Genomic DNA, 23,238 nt, shown 5'->3' with positions numbered 1-23,238 from the left:
AGCAATCCCTCCTCATCTTTCTATTTTCTTTTTGGAAATTCCATTTTAAAACTTGCCCTATCCCCTTGCAGTTCCAGCAATAAATCTGCTGTAAACTTCTTTCCCGTCCTCTGGGAATAAAGATCAGTCACACGGGTTTTCCCATGCTCTAAAAGTTCCTTTGCCATTTTCTGATCCAACGTCTTTTTCATTCCAACGAGATAACGGCTCTCTTTCCAAAGGGCAAAATTGCAATCATGGGAAGAACAATAAAAATTCTTTTTCCCTTCATACACAGGACTTCTGCATACCGGACATTTCCCGATACTTTCTTTTTCGTAAAAACGGTATCGTTCCTCTTTTGGAATTTCCCCGCAACCTGCAATCAATTTCTGGACAAATTCCGTAATGTCCTCCATAAATGTTTCGCTGATAACTTCCCCTCTCTCCATACGAAGTAATTCATTCTCCCATTCTGCTGTTAAAGCCGCTGATTTTAATTCTTCTGGCAATACAGAAATCAATGCAATTCCTTCTTTCGTAGGAAGAAGCTGCTTCCCCTTTCTTACGGCATATCCGGAAGACACCAATTTCTCAATAATGCCCGCTCTTGTTGCAGGAGTTCCTAATCCCTTCTTCTCTGTTCCCACATCAAAAGAATGATTTCCGGCTGTTTCCATTGCAGAAAGCAGAGTATCTTCTGAATACGGTTTTGGCGATGCTGTAAAACGCTTTCTCTTTTCCGGTCTCCTTCCTGCTATTTCCATTCCATCTGAAATGTTTTCCGGAATCGAAACCTTTTCTTCTTTTTCTCCCGTTTCTTCTGATTTTCTCATATTTTCCTGAAATGCTTTCAAAATTTTTTGAAACCCCGGTTCTACCATCTTCTTCCCTTTTGTTGCAAAAAGGTGTTCTGCACATTCTGCCGATACTTCTGTTTCTTCAAAAACCGCCGCTTCTGAAACTGCCTGTGCTAATCTCTGTCCAATCAGATAGAAAATATCCTTCTGTTTTTTCGATAAAGTCCCTATATCCTGTTTCCATGCTTCTTTCGTTGGAAGGAGCGCATGATGATCGGAAACCTTCTGGTTATTGATGATTGCCCCTACATTTCTCCCTACCAGCTCCCTGCTACAAAAAGGAAGCATATCTGAAAGAATATCCAAAAGTTCCAGTACAGACTGTTCCATATCTTCTGTGATATATTGGCTGTCTGTTCTGGGATACGTTACCCATTTTTCTTCATACAATTTCTGCAGCTCTGTCAATGTTTCCTGTGCGGTATATCCAAAAAATCGGTTTGCTTCTCTTTGCAGCGTAGTAAGATCATATAGCTTTGGCGGATTTGTTTTTTTCTGTTTGCGTTCCACTTTTAAAATGTGAATGGGGTTTCCTTCGCACATTTTTACCAGTGCATCTGCCTCTTCTTCTTTTTTCATTTTTTCTGATGTAACAAAAAAATCAAGCACCGGAAGTTCCACCTGATAATAGGCTTCTTTCTCAAAATTTTCCACCTTCTTCTGACGTTCCACTAACATAGCAAGAGTGGGCGTCTGTACTCTTCCTACGACCATTCTCTTATAATAAGTAGTTGTAAATGCTCTGGTGGCATTCATGCCAACAAGCCAGTCTGCTTTTGCCCTGCAAACAGCAGCTTCGCACAGTCTTTCATACGCTTTTCCATTTTTTAAATTGGAAAATCCATTACAGATTGCCTGTTCTTCCATAGAACTGATCCATAATCTTTTCACTGGAAGGCTGCTTTTCGATAAATCATACACTCTTTTAAAGATCAGTTCCCCTTCTCGACCTGCATCACAGGCATTTACGACATATTCCAAATCTTTTCGGTTTAATAATTCTTTTAATACATCAAACTGCTCTTTTTTATCTTTGGCAATCCGTAACTCCCATGCCTTTGGAAGAATTGGAAGGTCTGCAAACTCCCATTTCTTATACCTTTCATCATATACTTCCGGGGCTGCATACTCTGCCAAATGTCCCAGACACCAGCTTACAATACAGTCCTCTCCTTCCAGATAACCGTCTTCTCTTTTCTTTGCCCCTAATACTTCTGCCAATGCCTGTGCAACACTGGGCTTTTCTCCTAATACTAAAAACATATTGTTCCTCTCCTTTTCAAAAAGGACAACCTTTTCATAAGCTGTCCCTGTTTTGTTCTATTCTTCTGTTTCTTCTGCGTCCTCTGTATCTTCATCTTCATCTTCATTGATATACGGACCGTTATAAAATTCTAAATCTTCATCTTCGGCATCTGTTTCTGCCTTTTTCGGTTTTGCAACCTTAAAATAGTAATAGGCTCCTGCGCCGCCTGCCGCAAGTAAACCGATTGCAAGCAGTACACCCGTCTGATTTTCTGCCTTATCTGCTTTTTTCTCTGGCTTTTCTGCCTCCGTTTTTTTCTCTGTTTCCGGAATGACCACAGACGGAGTTTCTGTCTGCGGCTTCTTTTCTGGAACAAATTCTGCCAGATCATTTTCATCTACCATAGAAAGCATATACACATTTTCGGTAGAACTGGAACGGTCTAAAACAAGAAAAAAGGTATTCCCGTTTTTTGTCTGAACTGTCAAAAACTGCTTTGTGCTGTCATTGTTCTTATCGTCCAGAATCTGTCCGTTCCCCGGAACAGAAAACGGTGTTTCCTCTTCCGTCTGCCCCTCCTGTGGGGCTGGTGTCTGCTCCGGTATCGGAGTAGGAGCTTCCGTTCCCTGCTCTGTCGGTATTCCTTCCCCTGTATATGCAAATGCTGTCGCACCGGTACTGCAAGCAATTCCCATACTTACGATACAGGCTGCCAGCCATTTTTTAAATTTCACGTTCACCATTTGTTTCCTCCTTCGTTTCCTCTTTTTCTGAAAAATCACTTTTGCGTGGATTCTCGTAACGATTCCCGGTAAGCTGAAACTCGCCTTTCTGCAGTTTTTCTAAAACCTGCAAAAGCTCCCGGCTCTCAAGGTGCATGGAACGGATACTCTTTAAAATTTCTGTATCTTCCAACTGCTTCTTCTGAATCAGCAGCATTTTCAAATGTTCCTGCCATTGTGTAATCTTTGTTTCTGTTTTTTCAATTTCCTCTAACACTTTTTGTAACTTCTTATTCAATATCCTGCCTCCATCTCTTTTTAAGGAAGTCTGCCAAATGCCATAAAATGTTGCTGCCAGTATGGGGTACTGATATTTGCATACTGAATGGGATCACCACAGTGGATCATCACTTGATTGCCTACATAAATCCCCACATGGCTTGCTCCCGGCGTATCATACGTGCCTTGAAAGAAAATTAAATCTCCCGGCTTTGCCTGTTCCGGCGGAACATAAGCACAACAGGAACGTAACCCGTCAGCAGTCTGTCGTCCCACATTCCAGTCATTGCCACAATTATTGATTACCCATGATACAAATCCGGAACAATCAAAACTGGTGCTTGGAGATGCACCGCCCCATACATAGGGATAACCCAAATATTTTTCTGCTTCCCGTATCATATTAGCAAAGCGTTCATCCGTCAAAGCCTCCGGTGGAATTTCATACCCAAAACCGCCATTTCCTCCACCCATTGGAATGGTATTTTTATCAAAGAGATAGTCCCGATTTCCATAAGTGGTATTATAAATGTCATAGCGTTTTTCTTCATTTTCGTCCATGCGGCTGCGAAGAACAGCATCCAAGCCTTTATTGGTCAGGGTAATGTCCATACGGTTTACTTCCTCTGTTGTTGTGACTTCAATCTCATTTTTTCCATTACTGTCCGCAATAAAAGCCTCCCAAGTCTGATGTCCATGTGCAGAAGCCGCCGCATGATTATCATAATAAACATCAAACTGAACGCCGTAACGGGCAAATGCTCCCGTATCTTCCACCGTATACTCCACACCATTCATTACAACCTTTGTTCCAATGGGTACAAACGGATTGTTGGCATCTACCGCAATGGTATGGTTTGCTTTTGGATAGACACCGCTTGCTGTCGGACCGCCTGACCAGCTTCCACAGCAAATAGAACAGTTACAATATCCACTGGTTACAACCTTTCCAAGAGATTCTCCTACTTTTACTTTCTTTGTTTCTGTTACAACCTCTTTGGTTGCTTCTGTCGTTAAATGGTATTGCTGTTGAAAGATTTCTTCTATTTCTCCTGCCACCTGTTCATAAGTAAAGTCCCCATATAAGGCTGTAAAATAAGAAATCAGGTGATACGGATTGTGTGAAATCTCGTCCACCTGATAGCGGTATTCCTCGTAGCCCTCATGTCGGGCTTCCATACTGTTAATCTGTTGATTTAACTCTGCCTCTAATTTGGAGTAGGCGTCCTCTACGGCATAAATATCTTCATCATCACTGGCATAGGTTGTCCCTACAACTGTAGAAACAGTCCCTTGAAATACCGCACTGCAACTGGACATTCCCACACCTATCATCAGGACAAATAGAAGAATCGCAATCACAATTCCAAAAAATCCCTTATGTGTCTTAAAAAAAGACGTCACAATGCTTTTTGCTTTTTCTAAAAAAGTCTGCGCTGTCTTTGCTGCCTCCGCAGTTGTCTTTTCTCCCTGCTGTGCTGCCTGCCTTGCTTTTTTATAACGCTGTTTTTGCCAGAAACGGTTTAACAGATGTTTTCTCTCCTGTGCCTGTTTTCCTGCTCTCTCTGTTTTTATATCGTCTGCAGTTCCCTGCATAGGATCAAAATGCAAGGAATTCTTTACCGATTCCTCCTCTTTATATCTTCCTTTATGATACTGTACCTGTCGTCTTGACTTTTTTACGGCATAACGTAAGGCTTGTTCGCTAAGTATTCCGGATTGCTTTGCCCCTTCTGTCGCCGCATTTTCATCTGTTTCCTGTGTTTGCAGAGAATTTTCAATGGCACTGGCTGTTACAGAAATTCCTTTTTTGGCAATCCCCATTCCTGCACCACGGATCATGCCATTTCCCTCATCGGAAAAAGAAATTTTCTTTTGGGAACGTCCTGCTTCTTCTTGCAACCGCTTCTGCTTTTGTTTCTTTTCCCGAAAACTTTCTAAAGAGCTATCCTGCGGTTTCCTTCCCTTTCCATCTTCTGGACTGACAGCATTCTCTTCCTCTGTTTTTCTCCTACGGGCATGTTCCTGTACCAGCTTTTTCTTACGGCTGTCCCGTTGTGAACTCTCGCTCTCGAAAGATTGGTTCTTTGCTTTTACCCGAAGATTTCCCATGCGGAGAGAATGTTCTGATATTTCTTCCTTTCCATTCTCTCCTTCCAATTTCTCCGCCGACTCTGAAATGGTAACAGGTTCTCTGGAGAACTTCCCATCTATGTCTTCTTCTCTGTGGCTTGCAAATTTTTTCAACATGTTTTGTTTCTTTTTTCTTTGTCCGGCTGAAACTTCCTGCTCTTCTTTCTCTGCAAGCACGGTTTCTTTATCCGTTATATTTTTTTCTGATAATGCTTTTTCAATCGGTCTATCTCGTGCCAGCCCCCTTCCTTCCTGTCTGATCTTTGTTTTTTCCTCACGTTCTATCTCCCGGACTGGCTTTTCTCTTGCCTGATATTTATGTTCCTGCATCGTATATCACTTCCTTTTTCTCTGCTTTCTCGTATCCTAAACACCTTTTCCTGCGTGTTTTTCCAAATCCGAAGGTCTGGTTGTCATAAGCGAATACAGGCGCAGATTATGATTAAAACGGTCTTTAAAAGGAATGATGACATTTCCATAAAAAATCAATCCCTCTCCTTCTCCGCTATTTGTCACATAGGAAAGCTGATGCGGAGAAATATTCAGTTGTTTTGCTAAAATCTGTCTATCTCCCGCCGCCTGATTCAGCATATAAATGAAATCAGAGTTTTCAAAAATATTCTCAATTTCACGGCTGGCAAGGAGGTCTTTAATGTTCTGCGTAATTCCTGTTGGTATCTGTTTGTGATTAACAGACAGTTTTTTATCTGTCCCTCCGGAGTTTTCACTCATTTTCATCGGAATGTCCCTTCATTCCCGGCATAGCATATCTTTTTGTCCTGTGTTTTTACACAAACCGAAACGACAGCGGAGCCTCGTGGAGCCATTATATTCCCAAACATCACAGAATGGGGTTCAGGCTCTATGCGTTGCGTGTGTTTCAAATATTATTCTGAAACTTCCACTCGGATTAGGGTTGCAACCCCCTTCCCGTTTTCTTCTCCACTTATACTCTTAATTGTTTCCTTCGGCTTCAATTAAGACGGCATACACAATACTCCTTTGCAATATTTTAAGTATTATGCTTTGTTTACCTCCCCATTTACGGAATCGCTTCCAGATTTCTACGGAATAAGCGGCAGTCTGCTCTTCTTTCAAAAGCAAATGGAACTCATCTATATAGTATCGGGTAGACTTATGGGCTACACGGTTTACGGTCACACGGTTCCACACCTGATCCTGTACAATCAACATTCCTAACTTCTTTAACTGCTTTCCTAAATCTTTAATATCAAAACATACAATGCGATTATTCAGTTCTACGTTGGTATGGTGATTAAATACATTCAGGGAGCCATTGACATAAATTTCAAGCGCTGTGGCAATCCTCTGTGCCTGTACTTCTTCCTGTTTTCTCAGGCAGTCATATAAATCTCCAAGTACCGGCATATTTTCCGGTATTGGATTTTCAAAATATTTCTGATATACCAATGGCAGACAACGGTCTATCACAGATTTTTCCTCTGCTTCAATTCCATTTCTGGAACCCATAATCAACTCGCAGAGAGATAAGATAAAATCACTCTTAAATCCAAGAGGATTGTCATCATCAGAGTAATCCAGATTGATGTCCATCGGATTGATATAATCGTGGCTTGTTGGGGAAATATGAATCACCTGTCCCCCCAGTGCATGTACCAATGGGTAATACTCTCCCTCTGGATCGCCAATAATAATATCGTCCTGTGTTGCAAAAAATACATTGGCAATCTCTCTCTTTGCCGCAAAAGATTTTCCTGAGTTATGTACCACTACGCCACAAGATAAAAGAAAATTCTGATAGCCTTCTACGGAAATATCATAAACAGGAACCGCTTCTTCTAAACTCAGGAAACGGACTGCCTTCACTTCATGTTCCGGTATAAACTTTGCCCCTACTTTCAAGTTACAGGCTTCCACATATCCTGCCGACTGCGTAAGAAACCAGTGATCCGGAGTACAGCGTACTGTTTCTCCATTTTCCAGTTCTACCTCTACCAGTTCCGTAACTTCTTTCGTGCACCGCACGTCATATCCTCTGGCTTTTACAAGCTCCTGCTTCTGGAAATCAAAACTATTGACAAAAACTTCCTCTTTCTCTGCAAACAATTCTAAAAAGCTGACTTTTCTTCCATCGGGTAACAGCAGTTTTGTTTCCCCAGTAAAGCACCCAGGCGTACCAAGAATCAGACCATTTGGATTTTTCAGCTTCTTTCTGTCTACCATAATCATGTTATTGGATAACGCATTTAAGCCATAATATAGGGATTCTCCTCCCATAAATAACTCCTGCGTGGTAAAAGGCACAAAAATAGCAGTAGATGTGGTGGTCAATGCCCGTTTAATCGGAATCATATTCATTCCCAACGGAATACTGCTCATCAATCCCTGCTCCTGCATATAATCCAGACGTCGTAAAGAACAATTATATTTCTGTGCAATCCCGGCAGTCTGGAATACTGCATTATCCAATTCCTGCTTTGTTTTTGCTGTATTCAGAAAAAGAACTGTTACCAAAAACATTCGCTCATTTCTGGACTGTAAATCTTCCAACAGCCGCTTGGCTTCTCCTCCGTATGTATTTAAGTCAGAAGGTATGATGTCTATATCGTATCCTGCACGTACTGCTTTCTTCTGTTCCTCAATTTTCATACGGTTAATATCTGTCACCTTATTTTTTACCAGTTTAATGGCTTTCATCTGATCTATGGACTGGATATGAAGATTTACAATCAGGTTTCTGTTCATATCCAAAAATTCTGCCAGCATTTTATCTGTCAACTCCGGTGCTAAAATCTGAAGATACGACGCTGCACCTATGGTATTTCCCATCTGAAAGGTTTTCCCTTCTTTAAAAACAAAACTGGTAGGCGCTACAAAATCCTTTGTTCCCATGCCAGAACGTAAGATCCTGTCATAAGAAAACTGAAATGGTACTTTTTCTTCCGGATTAAAAGTTTCATAGAGGATTTGCAGCCTTTCTTCTCCATTCAATGGATATGCAGACACACCAAGAACCTTAAAATTATTTAAAATATCGGCTTCAATACGCTCCAGTTTTGGTTTTGCTTCCCGGATATTCTCTGCTTCAATTCCGAAAGTAATATACTTTGTCCGTACCAGACCATTATTCCCTTTTGCAAGCTGATCCCTTAACATTTGTGCATACTCCATACGCACATCATCAAAAGCATCATTCTGTGGCTGAATTTGTATTACGGATTCAAATTCCTTCATATTACTGTGATGATTGATAAAGGAAATCTGAAAATGTATGGTGCTGTCAAAATAATTTAAGAAATCACACCAGTTTTCAAAAATAGCATTCTTATCTTCATTCTGGGCAAGCTGGTAGTTAATATCATAAAAACGGATTGTTTTGGAATAATACTTTTCCTGAACCCTGCAAATTCCGTCTTTTGCCATCTCTCTGTATGGAATGGAGTTCTGTGCTGATATGTTCCGTTCCTGTTTTCTTTTCACATTGGTACATCTCACCTTTCCGGTAGAAGATTTCTTTTCTGAATAGGAATGCTTCTTTTCTATCCTCTTATTCGGTGTAGGTTTCTTATCCTTTCTCTGCGATCCACTTTTTCTGCTTCCTTTTTTTCTCCTCTTTTCCTCACGGGCAGCTCTTTTTGCTTCCTTTTTCCTGCGGATTTTATCTGCCCTTTCCTGTTCTTTTTCTAATTTTACTGCCAGTTTTTCGGTACGCCTCAGGGCTGTTTTCTCACTTCTTGTAAGTTTTACAGGTTTTCTCTTATCCATTCTGTCTACCATCAGGCTTCCCTCCTTTTTTCTTTCTCTCCGTCTGCGAATTTTCCTCCTTCTCATAAAAATTTTCTATTTCATATTTGCGGACTGCTGGACGTTGCAGTTTCACTTGAATAATATGGAACAAAATCTTTTCCAGTGGCATTCCATCTTTCTCATACATTGCAAATAAAAAAGCTGGAACCATAAGAATGACCATACCTGTTGCTGCATTACTCGTCCCAATCCAGTCTTTTGTTAAAAAATAAAACGGTAATCCCATTGCCGCCGCAATCGAAAGGCAAAGAAGCTGCCTTTTTGTCAAATTCAAGACCACTTTATTTTTTACCTTTGTCAAATCCTTTGGTACGGATACAAATGCCATCTTTTTTCCGACCAGAGTGAAAATGGCTGTCACAGGTTCAGCAAATCTCCCATCTTCTTCTCTGATGTTTCCTTTCTTTTATTTTCCTGTAATATTTCTGTTCCCAAAGAACAGGCAACTTCATTTCCCCACACGTCCCATCCTGGTGTTTCTCTACGTGCAAACAGTTCAATACGTGGTACATCTCCCATTAACTGCTCAATCCGTCTTCTTGCCACCTCTGGTTTCTTACTATGTTCCTCAATATGGTTTACAATAACCTGATGCACACGTTTGGAATAACGTTTTGGACTTCCTTTTGTTGCAAGAATACAAATCTCTGCATTGGCTCTTGTCCAGTACCCCATACCCCAAAACAAAGAATCTGCTTTTTTATTCTGTTTGATCCACACAAATGCTACACTTTTATAGGTAAATCCCCACGCATCAATTACCTTCCAGATTTCTTTTAGAAGTGGAAATGTAACCCATAAAAACAATGCACAATTTTCATCTGCCAATTTTTTTACTGGCAAATCTGCTATTTCTTCTATGCTCATGGTTGGGTAATGACTTTCCGCTGATCGCCCGTTTCCTTTTTTACTCCAAACCCGATATGCCCACGGAGGATCTGCATAAATCACTTGATATTTTCCCATTCTCATTCCCCCTTTAATGTGCGTTAAAAATTGATTTGCTTAAATTTGCTGTTTTCATCAGACTAAAACATAAAATTACGGTATATGCTGCCACTCCGAACAATGCAGAGTGCATGTTATCTGAAATTTCAATGGTCGCAATCAGCACTGCATAAATGCCAACACACACCATCATAAAAAATCCCTGAAATCCAAGGGCAAACAGCCCACGGAAATAATTGTTTCCAATCTGTCCCCATTCCCGATTTGACATCGTGGAAAACGGAATTGGTGCAACCGAGGTATAAAGATAAATTTCTATCATTCTTCCATATAGAATTACCGTAATTAGTACAGACATGATTTTCATACATAAACTGACCAGCATGGTTTCCAATGCTAATATCACAAGTTCCCCAATCTCCATAGATTCCATTGCTGTTTTCATTTGCTCCAGCATCGTGTCTACATTGATTGCCGTATCCGACTCAATGACACCTCCGGCAGCATTGACGATATGTTGCCCTACATCAAAAACTGCCATAGTAATGTCAAACGTATGGCTGACCAGATACACAGCTACCCACATTTTTAAAAAATATTTAAAGAACATCCATGTATCAACCTCATGCATGTTATTCTTTTCTGTAAACATGGAAATCAGTTCATAACAAAGTACAAATGTGATAATCATACCTGCAATCGGCACAATGACAGAATCGGACAAATTCTGTATCAGGCTGAAAATACTTCCATTCCAGCCTTGTGGTGTCTGTCCAACCTGAGCCACAATCTCTCCTGTTTTCTCATTAACGTCTGTAAACATTGTTGTCAGGTTGGATTCCACCATTCCCGTCAGAAGTCCCCTCATCCACTCCTCGATTGCTTCAAAAATGCCATCGAACATGGGCGGTTCTCCTTTCGTTTATTTAAAATAATCCACTCAAAAGAGGAATAAGCTGTGTACCAATCAAAACGACGCCTCCGCCAGCCATAAGCTGTTTAATACCCTGTGATTTTGCACCTGGATTATCATTTCCGTATCCCTCTAAAAGGTTGATTACACCCCATACCGCCAGACCCGCTCCGATTGCCACCACAAGCGTCTGTAAAATATCTACCGCTGAGCTAAAAAAATCCATAATTCACTTGAAACAGATAAAAGTTATTTTTGCACAAATAAAAAACTGCTGAATTTTCATCAACAGTCTGCCCTTTTCCCTTTATCCGTTTTATCCTTTCTCAAATTTTGATTGTGCTGCGGGCATATTCCCTTATGGTTCTGCCCTTATATCGTAGTGGCTGTATTTCCTTTTTTTGAGCAGCCTCCACCTCTTTAAAAAATTTGCAATAAACACTCCTTCCTACTTTACGCCATCATGTCGCAAAGTTTTATCCAATAAAAAAGAGCAATATACTTATACCTGCTCTGAAATTTCTGTATCCACCTGTTTTCCCTCTACTTCAAACAATTCAAACTCCTCTTTTTTTCGGATTTCAAATTGATGTTTTAAATAGGCTTCCACATCAAAAGTATTCTTTTTATCATAATCCGATAATTCCCGGTATCTGCTATGCTTCGTAATATCAAACTTATTACTGTAAAAAGGACGCACTCCACGAAGCTGAAGGATACATTTATCTCCATCCATGACAGCCAACTCGTCCCGACTCATCAGCTCTTTTCCGGTCTTCTGATAATTCAATCCATAGGATCGGCTTTGTCCACGGGTATCGGAAGTATTATAAAGGTCTATGGTTTCCTTTCCTAATGTTTCTGATATTTCCTTTAAAGTGCTTCCTTCTTTTCCTCCTAAAAACAACATCGTATCGCAATTCCCTAAAATGGTTTCTGCAGCATCTTTATAAATTGTCTTTAACTGGCTCTGGGACTGCAAAATAATCGAAGCAGAAATTTCCCTGCTTCGTATGGTCGCAATCAGCTTATCAAATTTTGGAATTTGCCCGATATTGGCAAACTCATCTAATAACAATCTCACATGGTAAGGTAAACGTCCTCCATGCACATCATCTGCTCTGTCACACAGCAAATTAAAAAGCTGCGTATACATAATTGCCACAAGGAAATTAAACGTATCGTCCGTATCAGAAATAATAACAAACATTGCAGTTCTCTGATCTCCCAGCATATCCAATTCCAGCTCATCATAAGAAGTCAGCTCCCGCAATTCTGCAATATCAAACGGTGCCAGCCTTGCCCCACAGGAAATCAAAATAGATTTCGCAGTCTTTCCGGCAGCCAGTTTATATTTCTTGTATTGTCTGACTGCAAAATGTTCCGGTTTTTCCTTTTCCAGTTCCTCAAACAGTTCATCAACTGCATTTTTAAATTCTTCATCATCTTCCCTTGCCTCAGAAGCATTGATAAATTCCAAAAGTGTGGAAAAGTTCTGTTCTTCTTCCGGTGCTTCGTAATAGATATACCCAATTAAAGCACAATACAGCAATCGTTCCGCTTTAATCCAGAAATCTTCTCCTGATTTTTCCCCATCACCTTTTGTATTGGCAATGATCGTATTGACCAGTTTCAAAATATCTTTTTCACTGCGTATGTAACGAAACGGGTTATAGTGCATACTCTTTTTGAAGTTGATTGTATTTAAAACCTTAATCTTATAAGGTTCATAGATTACCTTCCCATTCTTATCCAGTACCGGCTTTCCGTCTTTTATTTTTGGTGTCCCTTTTTGCAGCATCTTTCCGCATTCTACTAAAATAGTCCCTTTCGGATCAGTCACTACATAACTAACATTCGGCGTCATCTGCATTAAATTAGGTTTCACATAAAACCTCGTCTTTCCGGAGCCGGAACCACCAATAATCATGACATTTTTATTTCTGGCATACTTCGGTTTTTTCGGGCGGCTGTTCATGGTAAGCCTTTCTGTTTGCGTAAGAATGATATTGTTTTCAAATACAGAGTCCATAAAAGGTGCAATATCCTTTGCTGTCCCCCAACGGGCAGAACCATATTCCACTCCCTGACGGAATTTCTTTGCGTTCTTTCCTTTAAAATAAACAATCCCTTTTAATAAAACTGCACCTGTAAATCCCACTCCTATATCAGAAAATCTCAAACTCGGCAAAATATTCTCAAATGCCAACGATACATTCAATGTCAAAACACTCAGGCGTTCCAGTAAAGAATTTCCCTGACAATACTGATAAAGCCATGCCAATTTATTCACTACATAAAATACAAGTACATAGAGCAGGTTTGTCAGAAACAATCTCTTTATGTCTACCTCTGACAGCCTTCCTATGACACTCTGCCATAGCTTTTCCCATACTTTTTTGAACTGCTTTTCTTTTTTCTGTTCTTTCTTTTTCATCGTGCGGTATCTCTCTCCTTACTCTTTGTCTTCTGTCTTTCTCGGTGCTGTGCCTGACGTTCCTTTACCTGAGAGAGTTTTTTCCGTATGGATACTTTTTTGCTTTGCTTCATACTCCAGCCTGTATATTCCTTAAATGCTGCTGTCATAGAATCTACATCTCTGGCTTTAAAAAACACATAATAACGAGGCGGTTCTGAAGAGCGGTCTTTTTTCAGACAATAGTCAACATTGTATTTTCTGGCATACTTTTCAAAGGATTTGATATTGCCATCTGTAATCTCAATATTAGAAAGTTCACAGTTCTGCTCCCTGAGTTTTTCCATACTCTGTTTTCCTTTATAAACTGCCGAATTTTTTTCTTCCTTATATGCCGTATTCTGTTGCTTTCTCTGGCTTTTCTTTTGTTCCAGTTTTGTCAAAGTTTTCAGTAATGCACTTTTTAGAATTTGTGCAGAAATCTTCCCTCCACGGATACACAAGGATACGACTTTCTCATTCACTTCGTCCTGCATAGGCTGTTTCTTCCTTTCCCGATTTCTTCTTTCTCATTTCCTGCAAAATTTTTTGCAAGCAATACCCAATGCAGGGAGAGTATTTTCCATACGGACATCCTGCACATTGTCCGTTTCTTTTCGCATCTTTCTCTGGCTGTTTTGGAAGAAGATAGTAACACTGTTTTCTGGTGCAGCTATTTTTTCGTCTGTTCCAAAAGTAACAGTCCTTACACATAGAAGGTTTGTCCTCTGCGTATTTTCTTTTATCCGCTTTCTCCATTTTCCTGATCCTTCCTTTTCTTTTGCAGCATTTCTTCCATCTGACGATCCGCCTGACTACCTACACGAATACAACAATATAAGCCAAATGTTAAAATAACAGCAAATCCCAAAATTATTTTTCCTACCATGATTTCTACTCCTTTAAAAAGAGGCAGCCACAGATTTTTCTGTGACCGCCTTTCCTGTTATGGGAATCCCCATACTATTTTTTTCTTTTCTTAATCCAATAATAAGAAGAACCTGCCAGTAATACTGCTGTTACAGATAACAACACCCATAACTCCGCATGACTGGTATCTCCTGTTTTTGGGGCATTTCCTGTCGGTTTTGATTCCTGTGGCTGTTCCCCATTTTCAGAAGGCTTTCTCTCATCTTTCATCACAACTTTCTGGATTTCCCCGGTATCTTTTACTTCAAAGATAATATCCTCTGCTACCAGATACCCGTCCGGTGCAGACACTTCATGAAGTGTATACTTTCCAATCGGAAGCATCTCGATATAGTGAGGTTTCTCACCAGACGTCCAGCTTTCTACTTCATTGCCTTCCTGATCCAAAATCGTTAATTTTGCGCCGGGAAGCTCTTTTCCTGAAATGTCCGTTTTAGAAATTTCGACTTTCGTAATATCATCTTTCATCTCCACTTTCTGGACTTCTCCTGTATCTGCTACGGTAAAAGAAATACTTTCTGCTGTTACATAACCATCTGCCGGAAGTGTTTCTTCCAACACATAAGTATGACCTGCCACCAGTTCTTTGATAACATGTGGTTCTTTTGTAGAAATCCATTCGTCAATGACCTTTCCCTGCTCATCTTTTACCTGAAGTTTCGCACCTTCTACTTCTTTCCCGTCTGTCAGGGACGTTTTTGTAAATTCTACGACTGTCGGTACATTCTCAAAAGTAAACTCATAAGATACACACTCTTCCTGACTGCTTTCTGGATCAAAAGTAAATTCTTTTCTCTCTTCTGTCATGGAAAAGCCCGGTGCCGGAACTGTTTCTTTGATATAATAAGTATATCCCACTGGTAAATCTGCCTCGAAACGCAGCATTCCCTGTGCATTTGTTGCCTGTTCCTCAATGACGGTATCTGCCTTCATGATTACGTTTCCCTGTGCATCTTTTATATCTTCCTTGACACAGAGGGCAAATACTGCACCCTGAAGCATACGGTCTGCATCTTTTTCTTTCTTCCACACAATTACTTCCACTTTCTGACGTTTATTCTGCCAGTCTGTGGAATATGTAATTTCTGCTGTTTCCTGATCACGATATAGCAAGTCAATTTCTCTGGCTTCTTTATCCAACACAAATCCATGTGCTGTTTCTTTCTCCTTTACATAGTATTTTCCAAGTGGCAAACCGGAAATTCTTGCAACACCTGCGTGATCTGTGGTAATCTCCGCTACCAATTCATCTTTTTTATAATAATCCTTGCTTTCCCCATCTGCCGCCGGAACATCTTCTCTTGCATACACTGCAAAAGTAACCTCTTTCAATGAGCCTGACAGGTATTCAAATACATGGGAAATCCAGCCTCCAATCTGCTCAAAGACTGATACCTTTTCTAAAAATTCACCTTTTTTGTTAATCAGAATACTTCCCGTCGGCACATCATCTTTCATTTCCACTTTCTGAATTTCCTCCGTGTCTTTCACAGTAAAGGAAACTTCCTCTGCCCTCAGATAACCATACGGGGCAGTTTCCTCTCTTAAAGTATACGTTTCTCCAACTTTTAATCCACGAATGACATGCTCTTCTCCTTTGACCGATTTCCAACTGTCTACAATTTCTCCATCTTTATCAAGTACCATAAGGGTTGCCCCGGAAAGTTCGACTCCTGTTGCAGTATCAACTTTAGTAATGGAAACTTTTGTCGGCTGATTTAAAAATTCTGATGTAAGTTCTACCACATCAATCTCCTGTCCCTGATAGGAAAAATCGACATCAATCACTTGCTCCGAAGATACATAGCCCACTGGTGCTTCCAGTTCCTTCACATAATATTTTCCAAATGGCAGATCAAAAGAAAATGTTGCCTTTCCATCGTCCCCTGTTTCAGCTTTCCCAATCAGTGTATCCGCTTTTACTAAAGTCTGATTTCCTACCTGAATATCTTCTTTCGCATACAATCCAAAGACTGTACCTTTTATTTCTTTTTTTGTTTCTGCATCTCGCTTTACTACGGAAATTTTTGCTTTCTGACGTTCATTTTTTAACAGGACTTCCTGCTCAATTACAGGAGTTTTCTGATCTTCATATTTGAATGTCACTTTCTGCGACTCTGGATTTTTCACAAATCCTTCGGGCGCTGTAATCTCTACCAGCTCATACGTTCCAAGTGGTAAATCTGACACACTTGCTTTTCCTTCTTGATCTGTTGTAAGGGTAGCAACCTTTGTCCCCTCTGCGTACTCTAATGTACGGTTTCCCTGCTCGTCCTTCTGACCATCTGCAGTATAAATATCCTCTGCCGCATACAAATCAAAGACTGCACCGGAAAGATTGATTTCCTGATAAGAAAAATCTTTATCAAAATCTTCTAAGATTTCTCCCTTTTTTACAATCTGCAATTTCCCTTTTACCGGGTGATTTTCATATACCACTTCAATAATGACATCTCCTGAAATACTGTCCATCTGATATGCTGTATCAGAAGCTACGGAAACCTCATAATAATTTTCATTCAAAGTATAACCGTCTGGTGCTGTGACTTCCTCAATACGGTAATGTCCTGCATCCAAATTCTGAGGAAGAATTAAATACCCGGTTTCATCTGTAAAATAAGACTTATGCACTACCGTTGTAGGATAGGTAGTAACCTGTTCCACATATTTTTTTCTGTCCAAATCATATACCTTAAACTCTGTCCCCTTTTTGAGTACAGGCTTTTTACTTTCATCGTCCTTTTTTATGATTTTTAACTTTGCCTCAAACTCTTTATCCAGAAGAACCCTCCAGATCTGCGGTGTATCCGGCTTATGCTCTGTAATACGGACAATAAAATCTTTTACAGGTTTATAGTTTGGCGGTGTTGTTGTTTCCCTGACCACATACGTTCCATACGGAAGTGGGATACTGCAAGCATACCCTCTTTCGTCTGTAAATAACTCTGTTGCTCCATTCTCTCCAATTACCACGGGAGTTACAGAAGCAAAATCATAGCTTCCATCTTCTTTTTTCTTTAAAGAAGATTCCAAATATGCCTGAAAACCTGCTCCTTTTAAGAGTTCTGCGTCTGTATTTCCATTATTTCCGGCTTTAATTAACTGAAACGGCTGTTTTTTCACCTGTTCCTTTACATTGCAAACTCTCTTTACAATGGCAACCGTATCGCCTTCATCATCGCATATCACATCATGCTCAGTTTCATCTAAGAGATAACCCGCCGGAGGCGTAATCTCCTTGATGTAATAACTTCCTAAATATAAATCCTTTACTTCTGCTTTGCCTTTATCATCAGTTTTTAAAGTCGCTACCTGTTCGTCCTTCTGATATAAGACTCCGGTTTTCCCATCTGGATGCACGATATTTTCACGGGCATACAGTCCATACACCGCTCCTTTTAAAGACGCATCTCCCTGTGGTGTTTTTCCTGTTTCGGCGTCTTCTTTTTCCAAAATAATTTCTGCCTTTACCCTCTCATTTTGAAACGTATGAGAAAAAGAACATTGTTCTTCTCCCTCTACATACTGAAAATGAAAAGAAAACTTCTCGGTTTCATTTTTTACATACTGAGCGGGTGCCTGCAATTCTTTGATATAGTAAGTATATCCAATGGGGAGGTCTGCCTGATAACTGGCTGTTCCATTTTCTCCCGTTGTAACTTTTTCAATCAAAGTATCTTTTTCTACCAGCAGTTTTTCAGACTTTCCATAGACGTCTTCTGCCGTATATAATCCGTAAATACCACCTGCCAGTGGGTTTTCCGTGTCCTGATCCTCTTTTCTTACGGACACACTTGCTTTCTGCCTGTCATTTACAAATGTTACGATTTCAAAAACAACTTCTTCATTCTGTCCTGCATAGGACAAGGTAACTGTCTGGGATTCTCCCTTGCATACAAAATTTTCAGGTGCTTTTACTTCCACTACTTTATAAGTACCAAGCGGAAGTTCCGAAAGTGTAACACTTCCATCTTCTCCTGTTTTTAGTCCTTTTTTCACCACAGCACCTTTTTTATAAGCAACTGTTCCATCTGCCCGGACAATCTCTTTTTCTGCATAAACATCATACACAGCACCTTCTTGTTTCTCTTTTGTATAAGAAAAGGTCACCCCTTCTCCCGTAACCTCTGCGCCTGTCAAAACTTCTCCTTCTTTATAAACGGTTAAAGAAGCAAGCTGCTCCCGATCCGTAACTTCTATCTGTACCGTCTTTCCTACTTCCAATTTCACGCCATAGGATTTTGTATCCAGCACATATCCCTGTGGTGCGGAGATTTCTTTTAAGTAAACGGTATCCTGTGCCTTTTCTATGGTAACGCTGGAAGCACCTTTTTTATCCGTTGCAGGCATTTCTACAATCAAATCTGTGCAATCTTCATCACGATATACACCATATACCGCTCCTTCCATTTTCTTCTGACTGCCCTGATCTTTCTTAACAAGTTCTATTTTCGCATTTTTCATCCACTCTACAGAAAATTCAACGTACTGTTCCTGTTCCACTCCTTCTCCAAATACAAATGCCAAATCCTGCACACTGTCATTTGTGGTCAGTTTATATGCAGAGTAATCCTTTGTAATACTTCCCTGCATGGTTGCTGTCCAAGAACCTTCCACATCTTCTGTCTGTGTAAGCGGCGCACTTAAATAAAACTTCGTTCCGCCCGAAAGTGTTACCTTTGCTCCGGCAGCGCTGTTTTTTCCAGTTGTAAGGTTATGAAATACAACTCCTTTTGGAAGCTGCATGGTAATAGACTGCAAAGAATCTGCAGTAAATGTAATATCCTCTGTCCGCTGTTCCTGCCCTTCCTGAAATGCCTTCACATGATTGTTAGAAAAAGACATGGAAACCTCTGGAATTTCCGGCTTTCCTACACAATAATTGTAGATTTCCATTGCCAAAGATTTTGCTGTTTCATTTGCTCCATAAAAGGCATCTGCACTTCCATAGGCATACGCTGCCGCTATATGCGTAAGGATAAACCGCTTTCCCTCTGAAAAATCACTATGATGTTTTGCAAAATAACTTTCTTTTCCTGCCGCTTCTGTCCCATAATAGCAGACCTTTGCAAGTGCCTGATTATCCTCAATTTTTGTGATTGTATAAGTGCCTGTTCCCGGTCCCGGTAAAGACGGCTGGATACAATAAGCAGTGGCATGGACATTTCCATAAGAAATAAAATAAGGCTCTGTCACATAAGTACCCAGATCATAATCCTGATAACGATATAACGGACCTTTTGTTATTGTAACCGTCTGTGTTGCCCTTGCTGCCTGATCTGAAGAATTTGCTACAAAAGTAACCGTTTCTCCTTCTTTCATCTGAAAAAGATCAATCTCCTGTTCCCCTGCCTGTGCCATCACATCGTAAAGACCTAACCCGGATTCTTCATCATAAGTATCCTGTTTCTTGCTTTCCTCAAGTGCCTGTGAAAATTCATCTTCTGTTAAAATCTGTTCCTCTTTTTGTGACGCATCTTCTTCCTCTTCTGAATTTTTCTCCTGTTTTCCATTCTCTTTTGACAGTGACGGATTTTCTTTCTCTTTATGATCAGCAACTGTGATATTTCTAATCACATGATAGTTCGGCGCTTCCCGAACTGGCTCTACAAAATACACTGCCTGATAAGTGTCTGCATGGTCTACGTGAAAATCCTGCCCCTTCTGATTTTTTGCTTCATAAAATGTCACTTTTACTTGGTCAGAATGAAACTTCATGCTGGAAAAATCTGTCTTTATATCAAAGTCACTGCCTTTTTCCACTTCATAATCCTGCACAGTTACAATCTCATCTTCCTGAAGCTGAGCTTTTACCTGTTCCAGCGCAGGGTATTCCATTTCATAAGATTTTGGATTTGTTTCTCCTGCATACGCTGTCATCGGCTGTACAACAGAGGTTAAGATTGTAAGTGCCGAAAGTACACATGAGAAAATTCTTTTTACTGTTTTTTTCATACTTTTCTCTGCCTCTTTTCTATATTTTACTGATACGATGTATTTTATTTCTTTTTTTCCAACTCACTCCCTTCTCTAAGTCCTGCCTGTTCTCTTTCCAAATCCGTTCCTACTCCAAATTTCCTTTCGCAGCGTTTTCTCTGATAAGGCAGGCAGAATGCCCACTCAATATCAGGTATCACTTTGGACAGGCAATTCAATTTTCAAGGTACAAAAAAGGGATTTTTTTAAGATTTGTGTTACCCCTTCACTAATCGCATATTAGAAAGGGGATTTTTTAACCATTCAGAAGAATAAATATTAGAAATTTGATATGATTGATTATAATGATAAGCATTTACAAGAGGCTCTGTTCTTTAAAGCATTAAAATTTTAACTAAATAAACCTGCAAGTTTTTCTTTAAAATAACCTGCAGGTTTATTGTTTCTAATTTCTTCTTTCTAAAATTTTTCGCACACTTACATCATATTTTCGATACATTTCTTGATTTGATATAATTAAATATGGAACAAGTAAAACAGCGATTGCCACAAACAAAAATATCATTTCAAAATTTTTCCACTTCCATGCTAAAATCAGTATAGCTACTAGTTCCACACCAACTAAACTAAAACTTAGAGTCACTTTGTCCATCTTTGAATACCAATCTTTTGCTTTCAAAATTTGCATTCTTTCTATTCCGTATATTACCCATAACAATATATAAGGCAATGAAAACGCTATTATAAAAATGAAAATATTGATTAGATTTTCTTGCATACTCTTTAAAGGGAATCTAGAAAATACACAAATTATTACTCCCATTCCAAATGAAACAATAGAAATTGGAATTGCTTTTTCACCTTTTATCTCTTGCTTAGATCGTTCCCAGTCAAACTTTAATAATAAAAACAAATAGTGTATTAAATTCTTTTTTGACTTTTCGAAATTAGGCATATTATGTTCATTTGCTGCTTTTTGAATTGTGTCCATTTCTCTCCATATATGTTCATCTTTCAAAAAATCAAGCTTGTCATTTTCATACCTACCATCTGGATAATAACCATACGCATTTAAGTTTTTTCCCAAATCCGTCAAACACTTTTCTATTGTTTGAAAGTCTGCTATCCTTATTTCTGAAATTATCTCTTTTATTTCTTTTCTCCATTTTGCTCGTTCTTCCGTAATATATTGCAATTTATTATTCTTTTCACCCTGAAAATATTGTATTACTGCAACTATGACTGCTGATGATAATAAAACTTCAATCAATGACATATTTCTCTCCTGTACAAATTTAAAATTTTTATTTTATTATAGTCTATAATTCAGGTCTATGAAAGAGAATAATCATATTTTTTTAAAAAGTACCGCCTACAATTCCCAAATCATGCAGAATAGAACGCAGTTCTGACAAAATACGTTTTCTCCGATTATAAATAGTCTTCCGGCTACATCCTATAATTTGAGCCGCATCTTTGATCGTCACCTCTTCAAAAAATAGCAAATAAATCAAACGGGCATCTTCCTTTGCCAACTGAGCTATTCCTTCCCGTACTTTTGCTTCATACAACTTACAAAGCACCGTTTCCTCTGTACTATATTTTTCTTCTTCCAAATCTCCATATCCATTCAGTTCCTCTAAACTACACACCCCTTGTTTCTTTTGCCTTTCCATCTGGTATCTTTCTTTTCGTCTGGACTGATACCATTCTAAGTATACTTCTCTGGTTACTTCAATCAACGAACCGTCTGGCATTCTCAATACATAACTTTTTCTCTCTTTTGGCTTTTTCCCTCGCATTCAGTTTTTCCTCCTCTTATACAGCCTCTTTCCATTCCATACATTTTTTACGAAGCCGATTGATTGCTCTTGTCAGGATTTTCGATACGGCGGCATGAGAAACACCGAGTTTTTCTGCAATTTCACTTTGAGATTTCTGTTCCCAAAAATATTGTACAATCACTTCTTTCTGCCGATCTGTCAGTAGTCCAAGTAATTCCCGCATCGTTTCTTTCCTTATCGTTGTTTCCAAAACAGTTGTTTCTAAAGAACTTAAAACTCCCCATTCTTCTGAAACTGCACTATAAGAAATACTCTTTCTTTGTTGCCTTGCTTCCAGATTTCGATTGATACGATCCTCACCTTCTAAAATCAAACGAAGATACCAAGCCTCTTTTTCAAACCATTGCTCTGAAATTTCACTTTCTTCCATCTCATAGCTATAATCCTGACAAGCACAAACAGGAAATACTGTTGTAAGACCAGCTATTTCATAAAGGGCATACCCATTTTGATAAACTGAGATTGTTGCATTCGTAGCAATTCTTTTTGACATCAATATTGTGCCATGTGTTTTTAAATACTTTGCAGTTGGGTAATTCTGTTCCGGAACTGGAACAGACATGAAATGTTTTAACTCTGCTAACGTAAGCATATCCTGACCACCTTTCAACGGGCAGCCAGAAATACCAGCTTAAACGTATGTTAAGACAATAGAAAACAGCCCCAGGCATACCCGTTTTTTTTAACGGGACTGGAACCTTCCATAATCCTCTTCTTCTCCACGTTTCTTACTGACTGGATTTCTTATGCTTAGTGTAACAGCTTATCCTATTATTTTCCTCAACGGGTATGTGGAACCTGACCACTCCTATCCGTAGAAATTTTTAATCGGTTGTTCTCCATACTTTCAATTAAGGCGTTCATGGTATGTTTTAAAATCTCCTGCTCATTCTCCTTTAATGCCTGTACTCGACAGGAAAATGCAGATACCCATATATTTATTTCATTTCCATCTGTACTTACCCCAAGCAGCACATTGGCGTCTACCCCAAGAGCCTTTACAATTCTTTGTAAAATCCCCACTGACATTGCCATCTGTCCCCCTTCGATACGACTGATCGTATTGGTGCTGACACCGGATTTCTCAGCAAGAATTTCCTGTGAAAATCCCCTTTCCTTCCGATACTCCCGAATACGATTTCCCAACATAATCAACTCCTGCGATACTGCCCGGTTACCCAAAGTAGTCCCTCCTTTCTTTCC

At 39.5% G+C, this 23,238-nt stretch carries 16 protein-coding genes and 2 pseudogenes; all 18 read right to left on the bottom strand.

Annotation, left to right across the window (positions count from 1 at the left end; translation table 11 throughout):
* Positions 1-20 precede the first annotated feature (20 nt).
* Positions 21-2,102 carry a type IA DNA topoisomerase gene (locus tag PGS38_RS03975; RefSeq protein WP_270402354.1) on the bottom strand — a complete coding sequence of 694 codons (2,082 nt, stop codon included), beginning with the start codon at positions 2,100-2,102 and terminating at the stop codon, positions 21-23.
* A 57-nt stretch (positions 2,103-2,159) separates the two neighbouring features.
* A complete protein-coding gene (locus PGS38_RS03970) occupies positions 2,160-2,828 on the bottom strand; it encodes a CD1107 family mobile element protein (RefSeq protein ID WP_270402355.1) in 669 nt (222 codons plus the stop codon).
* Positions 2,809-3,105 (bottom strand): DUF4315 family protein, encoded by a 297-nt coding sequence (locus PGS38_RS03965; protein WP_270402356.1) that lies wholly within the window; start codon positions 3,103-3,105, stop codon positions 2,809-2,811. Before PGS38_RS03965 ends, PGS38_RS03970 begins: the two co-directional genes overlap by 20 nt.
* Before the next feature lie 20 nt (positions 3,106-3,125).
* A complete protein-coding gene (locus PGS38_RS03960) occupies positions 3,126-5,549 on the bottom strand; it encodes a C40 family peptidase (protein WP_270402357.1) in 2,424 nt (807 codons plus the stop codon).
* 36 nt (positions 5,550-5,585) lie between these two features.
* Positions 5,586-5,897, bottom strand: a pseudogene (locus PGS38_RS03955) (conjugal transfer protein TraE); the annotation flags it as partial.
* A 354-nt stretch (positions 5,898-6,251) separates the two neighbouring features.
* Positions 6,252-8,978, bottom strand: a pseudogene (locus tag PGS38_RS17640) (VirB4-like conjugal transfer ATPase, CD1110 family); the annotation flags it as partial.
* On the bottom strand, positions 8,959-9,336 hold the full coding sequence (locus PGS38_RS03945) for a PrgI family protein (protein WP_270402359.1): 378 nt from the start codon (positions 9,334-9,336) through the stop codon (positions 8,959-8,961). The gene PGS38_RS03945 and the pseudogene PGS38_RS17640, both read right to left, overlap by 20 nt.
* Positions 9,337-9,365: 29 nt before the next feature.
* Entirely contained in the window at positions 9,366-9,974 is a 609-nt protein-coding gene (locus PGS38_RS03940; protein WP_270402360.1) for an MT-A70 family methyltransferase, read from the bottom strand.
* Between the two features lie 13 nt (positions 9,975-9,987).
* The gene (locus PGS38_RS03935) at positions 9,988-10,860 is read right to left on the bottom strand and encodes a VirB6/TrbL-like conjugal transfer protein, CD1112 family (RefSeq protein WP_270402361.1); all 873 of its coding nucleotides are present in this window, start codon (positions 10,858-10,860) and stop codon (positions 9,988-9,990) included.
* Positions 10,861-10,882: 22 nt separating this feature from the next.
* Positions 10,883-11,095: a Maff2 family mobile element protein gene (locus tag PGS38_RS03930; protein ID WP_009461698.1), complete on the bottom strand. Its 213-nt coding sequence runs from the start codon at positions 11,093-11,095 to the stop codon at positions 10,883-10,885.
* Positions 11,096-11,371: 276 nt separating this feature from the next.
* On the bottom strand, positions 11,372-13,237 hold the full coding sequence (locus PGS38_RS03925) for a VirD4-like conjugal transfer protein, CD1115 family (RefSeq protein WP_416388405.1): 1,866 nt from the start codon (positions 13,235-13,237) through the stop codon (positions 11,372-11,374).
* A 65-nt stretch (positions 13,238-13,302) separates the two neighbouring features.
* Positions 13,303-13,821: a PcfB family protein gene (locus PGS38_RS03920; protein WP_270402363.1), complete on the bottom strand. Its 519-nt coding sequence runs from the start codon at positions 13,819-13,821 to the stop codon at positions 13,303-13,305.
* 245 nt (positions 13,822-14,066) lie between these two features.
* On the bottom strand, positions 14,067-14,213 hold the full coding sequence (locus PGS38_RS03915; RefSeq protein WP_270402365.1) for a hypothetical protein: 147 nt from the start codon (positions 14,211-14,213) through the stop codon (positions 14,067-14,069).
* A 74-nt stretch (positions 14,214-14,287) separates the two neighbouring features.
* Positions 14,288-20,209, bottom strand: a complete 5,922-nt coding sequence (locus PGS38_RS03910; RefSeq protein ID WP_270402367.1) for a SpaA isopeptide-forming pilin-related protein — start codon at positions 20,207-20,209, stop codon at positions 14,288-14,290.
* Positions 20,210-20,636: 427 nt separating this feature from the next.
* Positions 20,637-21,467 (bottom strand): hypothetical protein, encoded by an 831-nt coding sequence (locus tag PGS38_RS03905; protein WP_114002743.1) that lies wholly within the window; start codon positions 21,465-21,467, stop codon positions 20,637-20,639.
* A gap of 82 nt (positions 21,468-21,549) precedes the next feature.
* Positions 21,550-21,993, bottom strand: coding sequence for an RNA polymerase sigma factor (locus tag PGS38_RS03900; RefSeq protein ID WP_270402368.1), 444 nt, complete (start codon positions 21,991-21,993; stop codon positions 21,550-21,552).
* Positions 21,994-22,009: 16 nt separating this feature from the next.
* Positions 22,010-22,627 (bottom strand): sigma-70 family RNA polymerase sigma factor, encoded by a 618-nt coding sequence (locus PGS38_RS03895; protein ID WP_044986728.1) that lies wholly within the window; start codon positions 22,625-22,627, stop codon positions 22,010-22,012.
* Between the two features lie 188 nt (positions 22,628-22,815).
* A complete protein-coding gene (locus PGS38_RS03890; protein ID WP_114002745.1) occupies positions 22,816-23,217 on the bottom strand; it encodes a helix-turn-helix domain-containing protein in 402 nt (133 codons plus the stop codon).
* Positions 23,218-23,238: the final 21 nt, after the last annotated feature.

Source organism: Fusicatenibacter saccharivorans (genome assembly GCF_027667425.1).
In the GTDB taxonomy this organism is placed as follows: domain Bacteria; phylum Bacillota; class Clostridia; order Lachnospirales; family Lachnospiraceae; genus Fusicatenibacter; species Fusicatenibacter saccharivorans.
The sequence above is the reverse complement of the archived record's forward strand: the minus strand, read 5'-3'. Positions and strand labels throughout refer to the sequence as shown.